The organism is Brucella sp. MAB-22 (genome assembly GCF_025908475.1).
Taxonomy (GTDB): Bacteria; Pseudomonadota; Alphaproteobacteria; order Rhizobiales; family Rhizobiaceae; genus Brucella; species Brucella anthropi.
Map to the genome: position 1 here is coordinate 1,350,839 of NZ_CP109782.1, position 18,799 is coordinate 1,369,637.

The window sequence follows — 18,799 nt, forward strand, 5'->3', positions numbered from 1 at the left end:
ACTACTGAATCTTCACACTCGGTTACACACGTTTTTAATTTATGGTCGATCTTGACACCCAATCGCCACTTCTTGTCGCCATCAGATATTGATAGAACAAAGGGGCTATACCATTTAGTCCCGTGAAATAGAACGAGCGGGAGTGCGAAAGTGTCATTGCTCAAAATCTACTGGCGAGCCATGGAATACCTTGCGGTCGAAAAGACTGCAACGATTACCATGTGTGTCGCCAGCGTGCTGGTTGCCCTGGTCACACTTGCCGAACCTATTCTGTTCGGTCGGGTCATTCAGGCTATCTCCGATAAGGGCGATATTTTCTCGCCTCTTGCGATGTGGGCTGCGCTTGGCGGCTTCAACATTGTTGCTGCAGTCTTCGTGGCGCGCGGAGCCGACCGTCTCGCACACCGCCGTCGTCTGGGCGTGATGATCGATTCTTATGAGCGTCTCATCACTATGCCGCTTTCGTGGCACCAGAAGCGCGGTACATCCAACGCACTCCACACGCTGATCCGCGCAACAGACTCGCTTTTCACGCTCTGGCTCGAATTCATGCGCCAGCATCTGACGACCGTGGTTGCTCTGGCAACGCTCATTCCGGTCGCAATGAGCATGGATATGCGCATGTCGCTGGTGCTCATCGTGCTTGGTGTCATCTATGTGATGATTGGCCAGCTCGTCATGCGCAAGACCAAGGATGGCCAGACCGCTGTCGAAAAGCATCACCACAAGCTGTTCGAACATGTGAGCGATACGATCAGCAACGTCTCGGTTGTGCAGAGCTATAACCGCATTGCGTCGGAAACCCAATCTCTGCGTGATTATGCCAAGAACCTGGAGAAGGTACAGTTTCCTGTTCTCAATTGGTGGGCGCTGGCCAGCGGCCTGAACCGCATGGCATCGACCTTCTCGATGGTGGTTGTTCTCGTTCTCGGCGCTTACTTTGTCACCAAGGGCCAGATGCGCGTCGGCGATGTAATTGCCTTTATCGGCTTTGCACAGCTGATGATCGGTCGTCTCGACCAGATCAGCGCCTTCATCAACCAGACCGTTACGGCACGCGCCAAGCTTGAAGAATTCTTCCAGATGGAAGATGCCACGGCTGATCGTCAGGAGCCCCAGAGCGTCTCAGACCTGAACGACGTCAAGGGCGACATCATTTTCGACAATGTAACCTTCGAGTTTCCGAACTCCGGCCAGGGCGTTTATGATGTATCGTTTGAAATCAAGCCGGGACAGACGGTGGCCATCGTCGGCCCAACCGGTGCAGGCAAGACGACGCTCATCAATCTGTTGCAGCGCGTTTTTGATCCGGCAGCCGGCCGCATCACGATCGACGGAACAGATACGCGTACCGTCAGCCGTCGTTCGCTGCGTCACGCCATCGCAACCGTCTTTCAGGATGCAGGCCTGTTCAATCGATCGGTCGAGGAGAATATTCGTGTGGGTCGAGAAAGTGCCACGCATGAGGAAGTGCATGCTGCAGCACGTGCCGCAGCAGCCCACGACTTCATTCTGGCCAAGAGCGATGGCTACGATACGGTTGTCGGTGAACGCGGCTCACAGCTTTCGGGCGGTGAACGTCAGCGCCTTGCTATTGCGCGCGCAATCCTGAAGGATTCGCCGATCCTCGTTCTGGACGAAGCCACCAGTGCGCTTGACGTTGAAACCGAAGAGAAGGTGAAGCAGGCGGTTGACGATCTCAGCCACAACCGCACGACCTTCATCATTGCTCACCGTCTTTCGACAGTCCGCTCCGCCGATCTGGTCCTTTTCATGGACAAGGGCCACCTGGTCGAAAGCGGCAGCTTCGATGAACTGGCCGCACGCGGCGGTCGCTTCACCGACCTTCTTCGTGCTGGCGGCCTCATGCTGGAGGACAAAGCGCCCAAAGCTGTCGAGGGTAGCAATGTGATGCCGTTTCCGTCCAAGGGCGCAGTGGGCTAAAACATAGAGCTTTCAAATGAAAAGCCCGCGATGATCTCATCGCGGGCTTTTTTCTTCATGGCCTAAAATCTAAAACGGTACCTCGAAGCGGAGCCCATCATATCCCGGTTCGACATTACCCGGTGTCTCACGCATGACTGTCTCGTAATCGAGTGGAACGTGCATATGCGTGAGAATGGCGCGCTTGGGCGCCAGCTTCTCGATCCATTCCAGCGCTTCACCAAGCGAGAAATGGCTTGGATGTGGGCGATATTGCAGCGCATCTATGATAAGCACGTCGGCCCCGCCCAAATGCTTAAGGCTTTGCTCAGGGAAAGCGCTCACATCGGTGCAATAAACAACAGATCCGATACGAAAGCCGAGCGATTCAATATCGCCGTGCACCTGACTAAACGGCTCGAAGCGGATTGGGCCACCCGCTCCCGATATGGAAAATGGCGTCTCCGGAGCAATGTCGTGCATGCTGAGGATCGGCGGGTAGCTCGATCCGGCAGGTGTTTCGAAACAATAACCAAATGCCTCGAAGAGCCGGTTCCGCGTCAATCGATTGGCATAGACATCCATGAGACGACGATTTTCAACGACATATGTGCGAAGATCGTCGACACCGTGAATATGGTCAGCATGCGGATGTGTATAAACAGCCGCATCGAGGCTGTGTGCGCCTGCATCAATCATCTGAGCACGGAAATCCGGCCCGGTATCGATCACAACTGTCGTGCTGTTACCTGTATCGTCAAATCGCTCGACCAATAGCGATGCGCGACGACGTTTGTTTCTCGGATTATTGGGATCGCAACTGCCCCAATCGCCATTGATACGCGGCACGCCGGGCGACGAACCACAGCCCAGAACCGTGAAACGCAGGCAATTTTTTGGGGGATTCACGCTCAATCTTCCCCCTTACAGTGCCAGTGTAGGCCGAGGCATCTTGGAAAACAGCCTGAACACGTTGTCGCTCGTGATACGCGCGACTTCGTCATTGCTCACGCCAATCGTCTCAGCCAGCACGGCCGCCGTATGCTGCACGAAAGACGGTTCGTTGCGCTTGCCGCGATGCGGCAACGGAGCAAGGAACGGCGCATCCGTTTCCACCAGCAGGCGGTCACGCGGAACGATGGTCGCTATTTCGCGAATCTCCGGTGAGTTCTTGAAAGTCAGAATCCCTGAGAAAGAAACATAACCGCCGAGCGCGATGCCCTTTTCAGCCAGAGCACGACCGGAAGAGAAGCAGTGCAAGATAAACGGAAAAGCGCCCTTCTCCGTCTCACGCTCCAGTATCTCGGCCATATCCTCATCCGCACTGCGGGCATGAATGACTAACGGCAACTGAGTCCGACGCGCCGCCTCAATGTGTACGAGGAAACCTTGGCGCTGCGCTTCCGGTGGGGCATAGTCGTAGTGATAATCGAGACCCGCCTCGCCTATGGCGACAACCTTCGGATGTTCCGAGAGACGCACGAGATCATCAGCCGTAATGTCGAGTTCTTCATGCGCGTTGTTCGGGTGGGTACCGACCGAGCAATAAACGGAGTCATAGGTTTCCGCGATCGCGCGGATCGTATCGAATTTCTTGACCCGTGTGGAAATCGTCACCATGCGCCTAACTCTGGCATCCAGAGCGCGCTGAACGATATCATCGCGCTCCGGTTCAAAGTCGGCAAAGTCGAGGTGACAATGACTGTCGACAAGCATCATCGAACTCAGTTCTGTTCTTCTGTTTCCACATAGCGCGGAAATACCGGCTGCGGGGCTGGCAGATCGGCACCCCCGACAAGCTGGCTTGCCGTAACGTCAGAGAACTGACGCTTGTCGGCAGGAATTGCCAGTATGTCGAGAAGCTTTTCTGCCGACTGCGGAATGAACGGCTGCACCATGATGCCAACGCGCCGGATCACTTCGGCTGTCACATAAAGGACAGTACCCATGCGCGCCGGATCGGTCTTGCGCAGCGCCCAAGGTTCCTGCCCCGCAAAATAACGATTGGCTTCCGCGACAACGGCGAAGATCGCGCCGAGCGCCAGATGCAGCGCTTGGTCGTCCATAGCTTTACGCGCCGTTTCCAGCGCCGCATCGGCCTGATCGAGAATTGCTTTATCCGCGTCGGAGAATTCACCCGGAACCGGAACCTTACCTTCGCAATTCTTGGCGATCATCGACAGCGAACGCTGCGCCAGATTACCGAGATCATTGGCCAGATCGGCATTGGTGCGGTTGACGATGGCGTCATGACTGTAGCTGCCATCCTGACCGAATGGTACTTCACGCATCAGGAAATAGCGCAGCTGATCGAGCCCATAACGTTCAACGAGACCGAAGGGATCGATCACATTGCCGAGGGACTTCGACATTTTCTCGCCACGGTTGAACAGGAAGCCATGTGCGAAAACCCGCTTCGGCAGCGGAATACCAGCCGACATCAGGAATGCGGGCCAATAGACGGCGTGAAAGCGCGAGATATCCTTGCCGATGATATGTGCATCGGCAGGCCAATAACCCCACTTTTCATCCGAAGTATCAGGATAGCCAAGAGCAGTAATGTAATTGGTCAGGGCATCGACCCAGACATACATGACGTGTTTCTCGTCACCCGGCACCGGAATGCCCCAATCGAATGTCGTACGCGAAATCGACAGGTCCTTCAGACCCGACTTGACGAAGCTCACAATCTCGTTGCGGCGCTCCGCAGGCATGATGAAGCCCGGATTCTTCTCGTAAAGATCGAGCAATTTGTCCTGATAGGCTGAGAGACGGAAGAAATAGCTTTCTTCCTCAACCCATTCGACAGGAGTCCCTTGCGGACCGTAGCGCACACCATCCTCGCGGACTTCCGTTTCCTCTTCGCCGTAATAGGCTTCGTCACGCACGGAATACCAGCCGGCATATCCACCCTTGTAGATATCGCCATTGCCAGCCATCGCTTTCCAGATAGCCTGACTCGCCTTGTAATGGCGCTCTTCCGAGGTGCGAATATAGTCGTCATTCGAGCTGTTCAGCACATCCGCCATCTGGCGGAACGCAGCCGTATTGCGATCTGCGAGCTCGCGCGGCGTAATGCCTTCCTTGCGCGCGCTCTGCAACATCTTGATGCCGTGTTCGTCCGTACCGGTCAGAAAGAAAACATCCTTGCCGTTCAGGCGCTGAAAACGCGCCATTGCATCGGTCGCGATCAATTCATACGCGTGGCCGATGTGCGGCTTTCCGTTCGGATAAGCAATCGCGGTGGTGATGTAATATTTTTCGCGGCTCATTATGGACCCGGTCTTTCGAAGTTTGAAAGCGCGCCTGAATGATTAGCAGACACACGAGGAGAAAATTATCAGCGGTGACATAACGCATGTCAGCGGCCATGTCACGCAAGCGGAGGCTGACCGGAACGAAAAGCGCGATGCGTTTTTTCCAAAAGGATTACCACAGCTTGCCGGCGGTCGAGATTGTAGGTTTCAGCATCCACGGTCTCGCGTACGAGATCGCTCCAGAAACGCGACCAGCGATCTGCATCACGCAGTTGCCCTGCCTCCGCACGACGACGAGCTTCGATTGCAACCTGCCCAAGCAGATGATCACGGAACAGCTCATATTGAACCTCCGACTCACGACCATTCAATATGCCGCCGAGCGCCTGCGCTTTCGGCAAATCGAAATTTTGTCCTTCGAGAAGGGAATCGACAGTGTCGGAGATTTCGATACCGCCATTCGCTACCAGCAGAAGTGCCTTACGCACACTGCCTTCCGATCGCCGGAGCAGTGTTTGCGTTACAGCATCAGCCTGCATTCCGACACCGGGACCGACATGTGCCAGGGCATCCTTCAGCGCACTATCTTCGAGCGGCTTGAAGCCGATACTTTGACAGCGGGACCGGATTGTTGGGAGCAAGCGTCCCGCCGAATGGGAAATCAGGATAAAGAGCGCCCGCGCGGGGGGCTCTTCCAGAGTTTTCAGAAGTGCATTGGCGGCATTGCGGTTCATATCATCGGCAGGATCGACAATAACGATGCGCCAGGCGTGGTCCGATGCCGTTCTTGTCAGAAAATGCGTGACGCGGCGGATTTCCTCCACGGGAATACCCGTTTTGAATTTCCCGGTCTTCTGATCGAATGGGCGATTAATATGCAGGACAGCGGGATGCATCCCGCCTGCAATCTGTCGCCAGAGCGGTCTTGCAAAATCCGGAGCAGCAATATGCTCCGGCGCTTCGCTATTGTCGCCATGCGCCAGCATATGGCCAGCCAGGTGAAAAGCGAGCGTTGCCTTGCCGATCCCCTGCGCACCTTCAAAGAGCAGCGCATGATGCATACGCCCCTCGCGATAGGCTTGCGCCAAAAAGTCACTAATCTCCCGGTGCCCGGCAACATAATCACTTGCAGAAGGCTCTGGCACACCCTCAATGGAATCGTGCGCTTTAGGGACGTCGAGTTCCTCAATCACAACAACCCCCTTTCCTTCAAAGCACTATCAACCTCTTTTGCGACATCACTTGCAATCTGGTCTTGCAGGCGATCAGCGTCGATCACCTTGCAGCGTTCAGGTTCCGCCTCGGCGATTGCGAGAAAGGCTTGCCGTCGTGCCTCGTGCACAGCAATATCTTCCTTCTCGAACCGGTCCGCCGTCTCGCTGCCTCTCCGTTTTCCAGCACGAGACAAACCCTTCTCTGCGGGAATATCGAGGATGATCGTCATGTCAGGCATGGCGCCATCGATCGCAATGCGCTCCACCGCCGCCATATAGGTTCTGTCGAGATTGCCGGTAACACCTTGATACGCACGACTTGAGTCGATGAAACGGTCACAGAGGACCACCCGCCCCTCATTCAGCGCCGGGCGGATAAGCTGGTCCACATGGTCTGCTCTTGCCGCCGCGAACAGAAGCGCCTCCATCGCTGTGCCGTAGTTCTCCGCATTGCCGCTCAATATGACATGGCGAATTGCTTCCGCACCAGGAGAACCACCCGGTTCTCGCGTGATGACCGGATCGAAGCCGTTTGCCCGCAAATGCTTGGCCAGCAACGCAATTTGCGTTGATTTGCCCGCTCCTTCGCCGCCTTCGAATGTGATGAACAATCCCGACAAACCAACTTCCAAATGTTTGAATCGATGTCCGAATGGACTTCTATGAAAGTTATTATCGGCCTTTGGCTATCAGGTCGAGCCTGGAATACGCGTAGCGCAGGTTAAAGATATTTCCGTAGCCAGCCAGTGGAAAGCTCCATTGCCGCACCCAATGCGCGTTTTGAAAGGCTCCCTTCTTCAACAGATTGCGCTGTAAAAACAGGAACATCGCGAAGAATACTACCATTAAGCTCCAGCCGAAGAACACCGACCTGCTGGTTGTCGGCAACAGGTGCATCGAGTGGACCCTTATAGACAATACGCGCTTTCAGCTTGTCGCGACCGTCCTTGGGCAGCAACAGCTCGACGCGATCCTTGACCTTCAACGGCACGTGCGTGAGCGCACCACCGAAAACTTGCGCCTCACCCACGATTTCGTCCGCCGGATAAAGCTGCACATCATCAAATGCCGTCATCCCCCATTGCAGGAGACGCTTTGCTTCTTCTTCACGCTCCTTGATGCTGGCAAGGCCGCTCATCGCCAGATAAAGCCTGCGACCGTTCTGTTCCGCCGACCCGACCAGCGCAAAGCCCGATGCTTCCGTAAAGCCTGTTCCCATGCCGTCAGCCCCGACATCAAGCCGCAACAACGGATTGCGGTTGCGCTGCATGATGTTGTTCCAGGTGAAGGCCGGCTGAGCATAGTACTTATAGTATTCAGGATGGGTGGTTCGTATGTGCCGCGCCAATCTGACCAGATCCTGCAGCGAGACAACCTGCCCTTCAGCAGGCAAACCCGTCGAGTTTACGAATTTGGAGCCGGTCAAGCCTAGCTCCTTCGCACGGTCATTCATGCGGTCTGCGAAAGCCTGCTCGCTGCCTGCCAGTCCTTCTGCCAGTACGATAGCTCCGTCATTCGCCGACTGAACAATCATTCCTTGCAAAAGATCAGCGACGGTCGGCGTCGACTTGATACGCGCGAACATCGTTGACGTCCCCGAGGGTGCACCTCCGGTTCTCCATGCATTTTCGCTGACTGTGTATGGTGTACCGAGTGTCGTGGCACCCTGTTCGAGCGCTTCGAATACCACTTCCGCAGTCATCAGCTTGGCAAGAGACGCAGGAGGAATCGGAACATTGGCATTTTTGGAGAGAAGCACAGTTCCGCTCCGGTCATCGACGAGCAAGACCTGCGGAGCTTTTGTAACGAATGCAGCTTCGACAGGTGCCGCCAAGCTAGCAACCGGCACGGCAACAGCCAGCGAAACGCCGACAGTGACGGCACGAGCAAACACCAGTGTTTTTGAAATCAGCCCCATGCAAATCCCGTTACGTGAGCAATGTGATAGAGCTTACGCAACGAATCCGACCAAAATCAATATGCCAGTGTTTATCACCGTATCGTGAGCGATCAATCGAGACGCACCACAAACGCATTTTCTGCGCCGACCTTCCAGGCCGCACGCAGCAGGGCATCATTTCCACCCTTCTCGGCCACGGCTGTCAACTCGTACAACTCACTGGTTTCGGTCGGAATCTTCGTGAGCATAAATCTGGTTGAGCCTGGCAATGAAGCCTGAACCTGCTTGGCCTCTTCAAGCGTGTTGAATGTGCCAATCTCAACATATTCGCCATGTTCCTCGGCTTCACGACGCTTCCAGGCGCTTGAGACCGCATCCTTGGTCAGGATGCTGCCATAGGCGCGCTCTTCGGCATAGACTGTTGCTGCAAGCCGGTCAGACGCATAGCCCGCGAGACCGCTGACACCGGCAGCATTAGCCACTCCAAAGCTTGAGCCGGGGCGCTGCGACGGTACCGGTACATTTACCGGTAACATTGGAGCTGCTCCACCCGACGGATCGCTATAAGCAGGATCGACAGCAAAAGGTGAGTTTTCAGGTATCGGCGCGGATACTGGAACCGCGTCCATTACAGGCATCGGAACGCGTGACTTCGGTGAGGTCGGCGTCGGCCCGTTCATTGCCATCATGACGCCAGTTGCAGGCTGGCCAATCGCATCACCACCTGCCGGACGGTACGACGCCATCAGAAATGCATCATCATTGCCGTTCAACGGAGCCCTTCCGACATATTCGACCTTCACATTCGCCGTACCGTGATACTGGTAGTCGAGCATTTCGGCCGCTTTCTGGGAAAGATCGATCACGCGGTCATATTCGTATGGACCACGGTCATTGACACGCACGATCACCGAACTGCCATTGGCGAGATTGGTCACGCGGGCATAGCTCGGCAACGGCATCGTTGGATGCGCAGCGGTCAAATGTGTCATGTCGTAGACTTCACCATTGGCAGTCAGACGACCGTGAAAAGCTTCACCATACCAGGAGGCATGGCCGACCTTGACGTATTTCTTGTCTTCCTTGGGATAATACCAGCGACCTTTGACCTTGTAGGGCTGACCGGTCTGATCGCGCCCGCCACCACGTGGTAGAGGCTTTCCTTTCGAAAAGGCTACGCGTGGGCTGGCTTTCACACCATATTTGGATTCGGCGAAATATTCCTTCGAGCGCTTTGTCTTCGATTTCGGCTGCGGTGCCGATGCACAACCCGCCAAGGCAACAGCAATGGCCATAAACGAAAAGATAACGACAGAACTGCGCTTATCGCGCAGCTTCACTGCCTTGCCGTTGACCGAATGTTTCAGCCCTCGTTTCGAATCCATACGCCACACGCCCGTTACTCAACAACACAACCGGAAACGCTGGTTGCGCCTTTTAGAATTTAGTGATGTCACCGATTCATTGACGGATCATTAAAGCTTTTGGAATTCCGCGTATTTTGAGTCGCATTGAACGGCACGGGCTCTACGCGGACGCGCCATGAATGTCGTGACTTGTGGAACAATCGCTCCTTCGAAACGTTGAATTTTCAACAGGAAGGAGAACAAAAATGTTGAGAGCAATGATCCTTTGGCTGATGGGGGTTCCACTCGTTGTCGTGCTGCTTATCTGGTATTTTTTCTTTTAAATGTGGAACGTTCAGACCCTTCAATCGTTATTCATACGGCTCTTATGACCTCCGAGCCAGTCACCTAACGTCATGGATTAGGCCCGCTCCAACAAGGCGGGTCTTTTTTTGCGTGATCAACATCACGGCCTCAATTTTGAATCTGGCATGTAAACATTGATTGCTTTGCGCAGCAGACGAAAATGGGCAGGTGTCCAGGTTGACAGTTCACCATCTGTGTTTACGGCACGCGGCTTCTTGGTACGCACAATAACTTCGGTCGTCGGAAAAGCCCGCACATCATCCCATTTGGAATGGGTGCCACGACGCAGGCTTGGAAGCAGGCGCAAAAGTTTCCACCAGTGATCGACTTCCAGACTATAGAAATCCAGCTTACCGTCATCCACTGTCGCATCCTTTTCGACAGCCATACCGCCGCCGTAGAATTTTCCATTCCCGACAGAAACCTGCAACGTACGGATTTTTTCCGTCATTCCGTCATGCTCCAGATAGACTGTGAAAAGCTCGGAGCGCATGAGGATGCGCGCTGCGACAATCGCATAACCGAGCTTCCCCCATTTCTTCTTCGCCGCGGAACTCAGTTGCTGCGCCAATTCAGCGCTGAAACCGATACTTGCGACATTGAAATAAAGGTGACCGTTCACCTCACCCAGATCGATGGGCTGCACCTCGTAGGATGCAAGGCGACGCGCTGCCTCAACTGGATCGGCAGGAATGCCAATGGTTCGGGCAAAATCGTTTGCGGTTCCCAGCGGAAGGATTGCAAGCGGCAATCCGGTTTCCATCAATCCTTTGGCCGCAGCGTTCAGCGAACCGTCGCCACCACCGACAATAACCAGATCGCAATCTCTTTCACGAAGGATCACATCTGAAATTGTTTCATCGTCCTGCGGATTTCGTTCTATGAGCTGGAGGCCACCGCGTTCCAATGCTGCACGAATATCCGCGCCGTATCCCCTGCCATTCCGGGCATGTGGGTTTACGATAAGTAGTGCTCGACGCTTTGTGGTCTTACCCATGGACTTCCTGTCATCTGCAACAGCCTGCGAATCTGGCTGCATGGTTGGGAGCGTTACCTGCAGATGGCCTCTCAATCCTGGATATCAATGGAACGGTTCATGAAAAATTTGTCACGGTACTGTAGTGTTTCGTGAGGTCATGAGACCGCATGTAGTGAAAAGGCCGACCTGTCGACAAAACAGTTTGACGAGACCAGAAAGAGAACATAGCTTGGCAAAACCAACTGTAAAACTTTCTAAAGCGGCCTCGTCGAATTTGTCGCTAATCGACTGAAATACATTACAGTTTGCGGGTATGATGTAATGGTAGCCTGTCAGCTTCCCAAGCTGAACGCGCGGGTTCGATTCCCGCTACCCGCTCCAACACAATCGCTCGCACAAGTGTCAGAGACTAGCGAACATTTTCTCCGGTTTTTGGATCGACCTTCACCTCCACCTTGGCGCCAGCCTTGGTGACATATTCGATCTCGTAATAACCACGATCATTCCAGTCGACTTCATCAATGAAAGCAGTATCCGCGCTCTGTTCGATTTTCGCGATTATTTCCGAAAGCTTGGTGCCTTCCGGTGGTGGAGCGGCATAGGCCGCAGCAACAGACAGACCAAGAAACAAAGTCGTAACAGCAAGACGCATGGTTATCTCCTTTAGCTATCCTAAAAGAGTAGGACTTCAGGCGTCTTCTTCAAGGCTAATGAGCATTACTTTATGATGGGGCTTATCGAACCGGTGAAGGTTTGATCTATCATCGCAGAGAGTTTAGGCTCTGCTCCAGACAAGATGACGACGATCGCTAGCATCAGTATCAAAGGCGCAGCAAGAATGCCGCTCCTTACAGCCGGTTCGAGAATGCGCCGGGTTTTCTTGCTTCGCGTGGATTGCTGATCTCTCATGCAACTAACAGTAGTCGAGCAGACTTAATTGCCTATTAAATAATGTAGTTAATGCGTTATTAGCGCCCAACTACCGCTTAGTTTCCCTTGTTTCCGCGATATATATTGACCCCGAGCTCACGAATTTTCTTGCGCAGCGTGTTCCGATTTAATCCCAGAAGGTCTGCCGCCTTGATTTGATTTCCACGTGTTGCCGTAAGACAGGCAAGGATCAAGGGATATTCCAGTTCCGCCAGAACCCGATGGTAGAGACCTGGAGGCGGCAAATCGGCACCGAATGACGCGAAGTAACGCTGCATATTCTGCTCGACAGCCTGCGATATGGAAATGTTCTCCATATCGCCACCACCGGCGGGAACGATATCCGGCTTGGCCAGTTCAGACTTCAATTCGGTTTCGATGATCTCCGGCGAGATTTCCTCTTGCGGATAAAGCGCCGCAAGTCTTCGCACGAGATTTTCCAGCTCACGCACATTTCCAGGCCATGGGTACCGGCGCATCATTTCCAGGCCAGCAGTGCTGATACGTTTTTCGGGCAGACCTTCTTCGGCAGCCCGCTTGAAAAAATGGCGCACGAGATCGGCCACATCCTCGCTGCGCTCGCGAAGCGGCGGCAAGCGCAGAGGCACGACGTTCAGCCGATAATAAAGGTCTTCGCGGAAAAGTCCTTGTGCAATCAACTGCCGCAAATCCTTGTTGGTTGCTGCAACGATGCGCACATCGGTCTTGATCGGCGTGCGTCCGCCGACTGTCATATATTCGCCCTGTTGCAGCACACGCAAAAGTCGGGTTTGTGCTTCCATCGGCATATCGCCGATTTCGTCGAGAAACAGTGTTCCACCATTCGCCTGCTCGAAGCGACCGCTCGAACGGTTTTGCGCGCCGGTAAAAGCGCCTTTTTCGTGTCCGAACAGTTCCGACTCGATCAGATCGCGCGGAATTGCTGCCATGTTAATGGCTACAAACGGTCCTTTTCGACGACGCCCATATTCATGCAGGGCGCTCGCAACCAGTTCCTTGCCCGTACCGGATTCACCCGTAACCATCACGGTCAAATCCGTCTGCATCATGCGCGCCAGTACCCGGTATATTTCCTGCATCGCAGGCGAACGGCCCACCAGCGGCATGTTATCTGCCTGCTCATCCGATAGAGCGGCAATGGGTTTGTGTTTTGGTTCAGACAGCGCACGACCGACGATATTAATGAGTTCCGTCAAATCGAATGGCTTCGGCAGATATTCGTAGGCTCCCGCCTCGGATGCCCTAATTGCCGTCATGAATGTGTTCTGCGCGCTCATCACCACAACCGGCAGGTCGGGACGCATCTTCTTGATGCGCGGCAGAAGATCAAAGGCATTCTCGTCCGGCATATTGACGTCGGTAATGACAAGGTCACCGTCACCTGCCGCCACCCATCGCCAGAGCGAGGCAGCATTGGAAGTCACGCGCACATCATAACCTGCTCGCGACAATGCCTGGTTCAGCACGGTCCGAATGGCTGCATCGTCATCCGCCACCAATATGGTTCCCGTCGGACGTCCTGCGATCATGCGTTGTCTCCAGTATTTCCAGCTGCCAGTTCAGTATTTTTCCATGCGGGCATCAGAACGCGGAAAGTCGTGCGCGTAGGATGGCTGTCACATTCGATAATACCGCCATGATCACCAATGATCTTCGCAACGAGTGCCAGTCCCAGCCCCGAACCATTGGTCTTCGTGGTCACGAAGGGATCGAACAAATGCGGCAGCATATCCTGCGGCACACCGGGTCCGTTATCGTGTACACAGAATTCGAGAGGCAGGGCCACCCTATCCCGCGCGCCCGGCACCTGCAGACGAATACCTGGACGATAAGCCGTGGACAGGACAATCTCGCCGCCCTCACGATCGCCTATGGCTTCCGAGGCATTCTTCAGGAGATTGAGAAAGATCTGCACGAGCTGGTCACGATTGGCGAAAACCGGCGGGAGAGAAGGATCATAATCTTCCACAAAGCGGATCTTCCGTGCGAACCCGTTCTTCGCAATCGCCTTCACATGATCCAGAACCGCGTGAATGTTAACCGCAGAGCGCTCGATGGGACGCTCGTCCGAGAAAACTTCCATGCGGTCAACCAGTGAAACAATCCGATCCGTTTCGTCGGTAATGAGGCGCGCAAGCGCTCGATCTTCATCGCTGACAACCTGCTCCAGCAATTGTGCCGCACCGCGGATACCGGATAAAGGGTTTTTGATTTCATGGGCCAGCATTGAGGCAAGCCCGGTCACGGACCGCGCAGCACCTCGATGCGTCATCTGGCGGTCTATCTTTTCAGCCATCGTCTTTTCCTTGAAGAGGATGACCACAGCTCCCGGCAGCTCCGCTACAGGCGCTACGTAAACATCAACGATGCGCTCTGCCCCAAGACGCGGCGACGAGACATCGACGCGATATTCGTTCACCGGCATCTGACTGGTGCGAACCTGATCGACGAGTGCCAGAAGTGGGCTGCCAAAGGGCAGAAAGGATTCCAGCCGGTTGCGCGCCAGAATGGACGAACCGGAACGAAAGAACTGTTCCGCGTCCAGATTGGCATAGGCGATATAATTTTCGGCGCTAACCATGATAACCGGTTGGCTGATCGCATCGAGTACAACAGACGGAATACCGTTCGTTTCGGTTCTCTCGCGCATCAGGCAACCTCTTTGAGCGCGGTTTCAGGAACTTCGCGCATGAATATACGACGCAAGGCATCGATGACGGCTTTTCGGTCGGTCAGGGTCATGACTTCTGCTTTCTCGATTGGCGTACATGCAGCGCCAGCATGACGATCAAGATACCAGCCGAGATGTTTGCGCGAATGACGGATGCCCGTCGTACTTCCATAATGCTCGAGCATATCTTCGTAGTGCTTTATAATATAATCAAGAATTTCACTTCGTGACTGTGGGGCAAGATCGCTTCCAGCAATTGCCCCGGCCAGCCATGGCTGTCCATAAGAAGCACGCCCGACCATCACGGCATCCGCTCCGGAACGGCGCAAAATTTCCTCCGCATCATGTCGACACGCCACGTCTCCGTTGGCAATCAGAGGAATCCTGACTGCATCCCGGACGGCGCGAATTGCATTCCAGTCCGCTTTACCTTCATAGAACTGACAACGCGTGCGCCCATGGACCGTCACCATGGCGATACCGGCGCCTTCAGCGCGCCTTGCAAGTTCAGGTGCGTTGATACTTTTCTCGTCCCATCCCAGCCGCATCTTGAGTGTGACCGGAACGCGGACCGCGTTAACTGTGGCCTCGACGAGGGTCATTGCGTGATCGAGATCGCGCATCAGCGCAGACCCCGAATAACCGCCCGTCACTTTCTTGGCCGGACACCCCATATTGATATCGATGATATCAGCGCCTTCACCTTCGGCGATCCTGGCCGCCTCGCCCATCCAGTGTGCTTCTCGTCCCGCGAGCTGCACGACATGCGTTCCAAGCCCCTCGCCTGAGAGGCGCAGAAGGCTTTCCTTGTGACGGTTACAGAGTTCGGCGCTGGCGACCATTTCAGACACGACCATGCCAGCGCCAGCCTCTGCGGCACGCCTGCGGAACGGAAGGTCCGAAACGCCGGACATCGGCGCGAGGAAAACGCGATTGGCAAGGGCCACACCGCCAATGGTCAAAGGTTGATCGAGAAAACTCACCAATAAATGCCTATTTGATGTGCATAGTGCAATTAGCACATACATTAATCAGTCTCAATTTTCAACGCAAGGAAAAGCGCGCGCAAAATCACGATAAATCAATTGCCGTCTGGCATTTATCTGCACAAGGCATTATTCGGCTTGAAAAGGCAAATTTGAACAGATGCAACCTTTGGCAGAGGCGACAACCATTTCAAAGATAGCAGCAGTCATTGTGGCAGCTGGCCGCGGAGAGCGAGCCGGGCAGAGCATCGAAGGGCCGAAACAATACCGGCGTATCGGTGGCGAAGCCGTACTTGCCCGCACTTTGCGCGCTTTTATCGACTGCCCGCTGGTTGATAGCATCGTTGTCGTCATTCATCCTGACGACCATGTGCTTTACGAACGCGCCCTCCAGGAAAACTACGACACCATTCTCGTCGTGAATGGCGGCGCTACCCGGCAGGAATCAACGCGCCTTGGTCTCCTCGCATTGCGAGATTATGCACCGCAATATGTCATGATCCATGATGGTGTGAGACCGTTTGTCAGTCAGGATTTACTGAAGCGTATCGTCGAAAATCTCGCGCCTGATGAAGGCGTTCTACCGGCTCTGGCAGTTTCGGACACTCTGAAACAGTCAGCCACAGACGGAACAGTAAAAACGACGGTGCCTCGCGTTGGTCTTTTTGCTGCACAGACCCCCCAAGCATTTCCCTATACGCCAATCCTTGATGCACATGAAAAGGCCTTCGCGATCAGTCGCTCTGATTTCACGGACGATGCTGCCATTGCCGAATGGCAAAGCATCGCTGTCCGCATCATCGAAGGATCGGCGGACAATACCAAGCTTACCTGGGCAAAGGATATCGAAATGGCTGACAAGCGCCTGCGGCAAGACCACGTCTCGTTTCCCGACATTCGTACTGGCAATGGTTATGACGTCCATTCCTTTGAACCCGGCGATCATGTGACGCTGTGCGGTGTGAAAATTCCCCACGAAGCGAAACTCAATGGCCATTCAGACGCCGATGTTGGACTTCATGCACTGACCGACGCCCTGCTTGCGACGCGAGGAGCGGGCGATATCGGCACGCATTTCCCGCCTTCCGACCCACAATGGAAAGGCGCTGCTTCCCGCATCTTTATCGAACATGCTGCCAATATCGTGCGTGAAGCTGGCGGTCGTATCGCCAATGTCGACGTGACCTTTATCAGCGAAGCACCGAAGATCGGCCCACATCGTGCAGCAATGACGGAAGCTCTTTGCGACATGCTGGGAATTGCCGCCGATCGCGTTTCCATCAAAGCGACGACCAATGAAAAGCTGGGCTTCGTCGGACGCCGTGAAGGTATCGCTGCCATTGCAACGGCAACCGTCATCTATCCCGGCGAGGTTCCCGAATGAGCGCGCTCATCGCAGAAGACAAAGCTATTGCCGTACTGGAAGCCTGCCGCAAGGCCGGTGTAATGATCGCGATGGCCGAGTCTTGCACAGGCGGGCTAATAGCTGGATGTCTGACCGACATCGCCGGTTCGTCCGATGTCGTGGATCGCGGCTTCGTTACTTATTCCAACGAAGCGAAAGCCGAAATGATCGGTGTTCCGATGGAATTGATCAATCGCGTTGGCGCTGTCTCGAAAGAAGTGGCGCTTTCCATGGCTGAAGGGGCACTTTCTCGCTCCCGCGCCGGTGTAACGGTGGCGGTTACGGGCGTTGCGGGGCCAGGTGGCGGTTCCGATGAAAAACCTGTCGGTCTCGTGCACATCGCATCGGCACGAAAAGGCCACCCGCCCCTTCATCGCGAATACCATTTCGGTCCAAAAGCCAGAGCCGAAATTCGCCACGCGACGGTTCTCGCCGCACTGGACCTCGTTCTGGAAAACCTTCGATAGTCTGAAGCATATACTTTTATTCGTCGTGCCCTATCCTTGTCTTTGATCAGACAAGGAGAACATGGCGATGCGTTTCGGTGGTAAGGTGGCAATCGTTACAGGTGGGGCGAGCGGTATCGGTGAAGCGACTGTTCGGGCTTTTGTTAGCGAGGGAGCGAATGTCGTTATCGCGGATTATTCGGAGCATGGCCAGCAACTGGCCAACGAGCTTGCAGGCGGCACCGAACGGGCAATATTCGTCAAAACCGATGTAACCGATACGAAAGCCGTGCAGGCGTTGATTGCAAAAACCGTCGAAACTTATGGTCGCCTCGACATCATGTTCGCCAATGCAGGCATCGCCGCAGATGGCCCGATAGACGAGCTGGATGAAACTGCATGGCAGAAAACCATCGATATCAACCTTACCGGTGTCTATCTTTGCGATAAATACGCGATTGACCAGATGCGCTCACAGGGCGGCGGAGTGATCGTGAATTGCGGCTCCATTCACAGTCATGTCGGGAAATCCGGCGTCACCGCCTATGCGGCTGCAAAGGGCGGCGTAAAACTTCTGACGCAGACACTTGCCATTGATTACGGTGCGCAGAACATCCGGGTGAACGCGGTTTGTCCCGGCTATATCGATACGCCGCTTCTCAAGGATATACCCGACGACAAGAAACAGGCTCTAGTAGCCCTGCATCCTATAGGTCGTCTCGGTCGCGCCGAAGAAGTAGCCAGCGTCGTGCTTTTTCTGGCAAGCGACGAATCTTCCTTCGTCACGGGAGCATCCATACTAGTCGATGGCGGCTATACGGCGCAGTAAAAGCACATCCTGAAAAGTGTGAAACGGTTTTCAGATAAGATGTGCGTGAAAAGAAGAAAATGAGGGCCCCGGAAAACCAGGGCTTTTCTCAGGTTAATCCGTATATCTGATCGGCCCGCTTCTCAAACGCTTCGGAAAATTTTTTGAAAGCGAGATCGAACATCGTTCCCATGAGAAGACCGAGGGTACGGCTCTTGAACTCATAATCGATGAAAAATTCGACATCGCACTCACTTCCGTCTCCTACCGGCTTGAAGGTCCAGCGGTTGTCGAGATAGCGAAACGGCCCGTCGAGATATTTTACATCAATGACGTTTTCCTCGGGCTTCAGCAGCACCTGACTGGTGAATGTCTCACGGATAAGCTTGTAACCAACTGTCATGTCGGCAATGAGAAGAGCCTTACCGTCACGCTCCTTGCGGGAGCGAACAGACAAGGCCTCGCACATTGGCAGAAACTGCGGATATTTCTCGACATCCGCAACGAGACCGAACATTTGCTCTGCCCGGTGATGTACCCGCCTGACGGTCGTAAACTGCGGCATTTC

General features: G+C 54.4%; 17 protein-coding genes and 1 tRNA gene. 5 read left to right on the forward strand and 13 right to left on the reverse strand.

The window, feature by feature from the left end; translation table 11 throughout:
• Positions 1 to 150 precede the first annotated feature (150 nt).
• Positions 151 to 1,944, forward strand: a complete 1,794-nt coding sequence (locus OHI65_RS16045) for a glucan ABC transporter ATP-binding protein/ permease (protein WP_010660029.1) — start codon at positions 151 to 153, stop codon at positions 1,942 to 1,944.
• Between the two features lie 69 nt (positions 1,945 to 2,013).
• Here the strand turns inward: OHI65_RS16045 and OHI65_RS16050 are convergent, their stop codons facing one another.
• From OHI65_RS16050 to OHI65_RS16085, 8 genes are all read right to left on the reverse strand, one after another.
• Positions 2,014 to 2,832 (reverse strand): MBL fold metallo-hydrolase, encoded by an 819-nt coding sequence (locus tag OHI65_RS16050; RefSeq protein WP_125300221.1) that lies wholly within the window; start codon positions 2,830 to 2,832, stop codon positions 2,014 to 2,016.
• 15 nt (positions 2,833 to 2,847) lie between these two features.
• Positions 2,848 to 3,639, reverse strand: coding sequence for a TatD family hydrolase (locus OHI65_RS16055; protein ID WP_040130126.1), 792 nt, complete (start codon positions 3,637 to 3,639; stop codon positions 2,848 to 2,850).
• Positions 3,640 to 3,647: 8 nt separating this feature from the next.
• Positions 3,648 to 5,195 carry a methionine--tRNA ligase gene (metG, locus tag OHI65_RS16060; protein ID WP_012091989.1) on the reverse strand — a complete coding sequence of 516 codons (1,548 nt, stop codon included), beginning with the start codon at positions 5,193 to 5,195 and terminating at the stop codon, positions 3,648 to 3,650.
• A gap of 101 nt (positions 5,196 to 5,296) precedes the next feature.
• The gene (locus OHI65_RS16065) at positions 5,297 to 6,373 is read right to left on the reverse strand and encodes a DNA polymerase III subunit delta' (RefSeq protein ID WP_125300220.1); all 1,077 of its coding nucleotides are present in this window, start codon (positions 6,371 to 6,373) and stop codon (positions 5,297 to 5,299) included.
• Positions 6,370 to 7,014 carry a dTMP kinase gene (gene tmk / locus OHI65_RS16070; protein ID WP_125300219.1) on the reverse strand — a complete coding sequence of 215 codons (645 nt, stop codon included), beginning with the start codon at positions 7,012 to 7,014 and terminating at the stop codon, positions 6,370 to 6,372. The genes OHI65_RS16065 and tmk overlap by 4 nt, the downstream gene beginning before the upstream one ends.
• Positions 7,015 to 7,115: 101 nt before the next feature.
• A complete protein-coding gene (locus tag OHI65_RS16075) occupies positions 7,116 to 8,312 on the reverse strand; it encodes a D-alanyl-D-alanine carboxypeptidase family protein (protein ID WP_125300218.1) in 1,197 nt (398 codons plus the stop codon).
• 92 nt (positions 8,313 to 8,404) lie between these two features.
• The gene (locus tag OHI65_RS16080) at positions 8,405 to 9,679 is read right to left on the reverse strand and encodes a septal ring lytic transglycosylase RlpA family protein (protein ID WP_125300217.1); all 1,275 of its coding nucleotides are present in this window, start codon (positions 9,677 to 9,679) and stop codon (positions 8,405 to 8,407) included.
• 427 nt (positions 9,680 to 10,106) lie between these two features.
• Complete coding sequence (locus OHI65_RS16085; protein ID WP_029376096.1) at positions 10,107 to 11,003, reverse strand: lipid kinase; 897 nt, start codon at positions 11,001 to 11,003, stop codon at positions 10,107 to 10,109.
• Between the two features lie 289 nt (positions 11,004 to 11,292).
• Between OHI65_RS16085 and OHI65_RS16090 the strand changes: the two genes are divergently transcribed.
• Positions 11,293 to 11,366 (forward strand) — tRNA-Gly (locus OHI65_RS16090).
• 28 nt (positions 11,367 to 11,394) lie between these two features.
• Here OHI65_RS16090 and OHI65_RS16095 read toward each other — a convergent pair.
• The 4 genes from OHI65_RS16095 to dusB all read right to left on the reverse strand — a co-directional run bounded on the left by OHI65_RS16095 (position 11,395) and on the right by dusB (position 15,569).
• Positions 11,395 to 11,637 carry a PepSY domain-containing protein gene (locus OHI65_RS16095; protein ID WP_012091983.1) on the reverse strand — a complete coding sequence of 81 codons (243 nt, stop codon included), beginning with the start codon at positions 11,635 to 11,637 and terminating at the stop codon, positions 11,395 to 11,397.
• Between the two features lie 334 nt (positions 11,638 to 11,971).
• A complete protein-coding gene (ntrC, locus tag OHI65_RS16100) occupies positions 11,972 to 13,444 on the reverse strand; it encodes a nitrogen regulation protein NR(I) (protein WP_012091982.1) in 1,473 nt (490 codons plus the stop codon).
• On the reverse strand, positions 13,441 to 14,565 hold the full coding sequence (locus tag OHI65_RS16105) for a two-component system sensor histidine kinase NtrB (protein WP_125300216.1): 1,125 nt from the start codon (positions 14,563 to 14,565) through the stop codon (positions 13,441 to 13,443). The genes ntrC and OHI65_RS16105 overlap by 4 nt, the downstream gene beginning before the upstream one ends.
• The gene (dusB, locus tag OHI65_RS16110) at positions 14,565 to 15,569 is read right to left on the reverse strand and encodes a tRNA dihydrouridine synthase DusB (protein ID WP_185755993.1); all 1,005 of its coding nucleotides are present in this window, start codon (positions 15,567 to 15,569) and stop codon (positions 14,565 to 14,567) included. Before dusB ends, OHI65_RS16105 begins: the two co-directional genes overlap by 1 nt.
• A gap of 163 nt (positions 15,570 to 15,732) precedes the next feature.
• Between dusB and OHI65_RS16115 the strand changes: the two genes are divergently transcribed.
• The 3 genes from OHI65_RS16115 to OHI65_RS16125 all read left to right on the forward strand — a co-directional run bounded on the left by OHI65_RS16115 (position 15,733) and on the right by OHI65_RS16125 (position 18,252).
• Positions 15,733 to 16,956, forward strand: coding sequence for a bifunctional 2-C-methyl-D-erythritol 4-phosphate cytidylyltransferase/2-C-methyl-D-erythritol 2,4-cyclodiphosphate synthase (locus OHI65_RS16115; protein ID WP_125300214.1), 1,224 nt, complete (start codon positions 15,733 to 15,735; stop codon positions 16,954 to 16,956).
• The gene (locus OHI65_RS16120) at positions 16,953 to 17,444 is read left to right on the forward strand and encodes a CinA family protein (protein ID WP_125300213.1); all 492 of its coding nucleotides are present in this window, start codon (positions 16,953 to 16,955) and stop codon (positions 17,442 to 17,444) included. The genes OHI65_RS16115 and OHI65_RS16120 overlap by 4 nt, the downstream gene beginning before the upstream one ends.
• A 67-nt stretch (positions 17,445 to 17,511) precedes the next feature.
• Positions 17,512 to 18,252, forward strand: coding sequence for an SDR family NAD(P)-dependent oxidoreductase (locus tag OHI65_RS16125; protein ID WP_125300386.1), 741 nt, complete (start codon positions 17,512 to 17,514; stop codon positions 18,250 to 18,252).
• 88 nt (positions 18,253 to 18,340) lie between these two features.
• Here OHI65_RS16125 and OHI65_RS16130 read toward each other — a convergent pair whose 3' ends face one another.
• Complete coding sequence (locus tag OHI65_RS16130) at positions 18,341 to 18,796, reverse strand: type II toxin-antitoxin system RatA family toxin (protein ID WP_010660013.1); 456 nt, start codon at positions 18,794 to 18,796, stop codon at positions 18,341 to 18,343.
• Positions 18,797 to 18,799: the final 3 nt, after the last annotated feature.

Excerpts from the sequence above, each read along its gene's own strand:
- OHI65_RS16055 (WP_040130126.1), bottom strand. The coding sequence starts at position 3,639 with ATGCTTGTCGACAGTCATTGTCACCTCGACTTTGCCGACTTTGAACCG.
- metG (WP_012091989.1), bottom strand. The coding sequence starts at position 5,195 with ATGAGCCGCGAAAAATATTACATCACCACCGCGATTGCTTATCCGAAC.
- OHI65_RS16075 (WP_125300218.1), bottom strand. The coding sequence starts at position 8,312 with ATGGGGCTGATTTCAAAAACACTGGTGTTTGCTCGTGCCGTCACTGTC.
- OHI65_RS16080 (WP_125300217.1), bottom strand. The coding sequence starts at position 9,679 with ATGGATTCGAAACGAGGGCTGAAACATTCGGTCAACGGCAAGGCAGTG.
- OHI65_RS16085 (WP_029376096.1), bottom strand. The coding sequence starts at position 11,003 with ATGGGTAAGACCACAAAGCGTCGAGCACTACTTATCGTAAACCCACAT.
- OHI65_RS16095 (WP_012091983.1), bottom strand. The coding sequence starts at position 11,637 with ATGCGTCTTGCTGTTACGACTTTGTTTCTTGGTCTGTCTGTTGCTGCG.
- ntrC (WP_012091982.1), bottom strand. The coding sequence starts at position 13,444 with ATGATCGCAGGACGTCCGACGGGAACCATATTGGTGGCGGATGACGAT.
- OHI65_RS16105 (WP_125300216.1), bottom strand. The coding sequence starts at position 14,565 with ATGCGCGAGAGAACCGAAACGAACGGTATTCCGTCTGTTGTACTCGAT.
- OHI65_RS16115 (WP_125300214.1), top strand. The coding sequence starts at position 15,733 with ATGCAACCTTTGGCAGAGGCGACAACCATTTCAAAGATAGCAGCAGTC.
- OHI65_RS16120 (WP_125300213.1), top strand. The coding sequence starts at position 16,953 with ATGAGCGCGCTCATCGCAGAAGACAAAGCTATTGCCGTACTGGAAGCC.
- OHI65_RS16125 (WP_125300386.1), top strand. The coding sequence starts at position 17,512 with ATGCGTTTCGGTGGTAAGGTGGCAATCGTTACAGGTGGGGCGAGCGGT.
- OHI65_RS16130 (WP_010660013.1), bottom strand. The coding sequence starts at position 18,796 with ATGCCGCAGTTTACGACCGTCAGGCGGGTACATCACCGGGCAGAGCAA.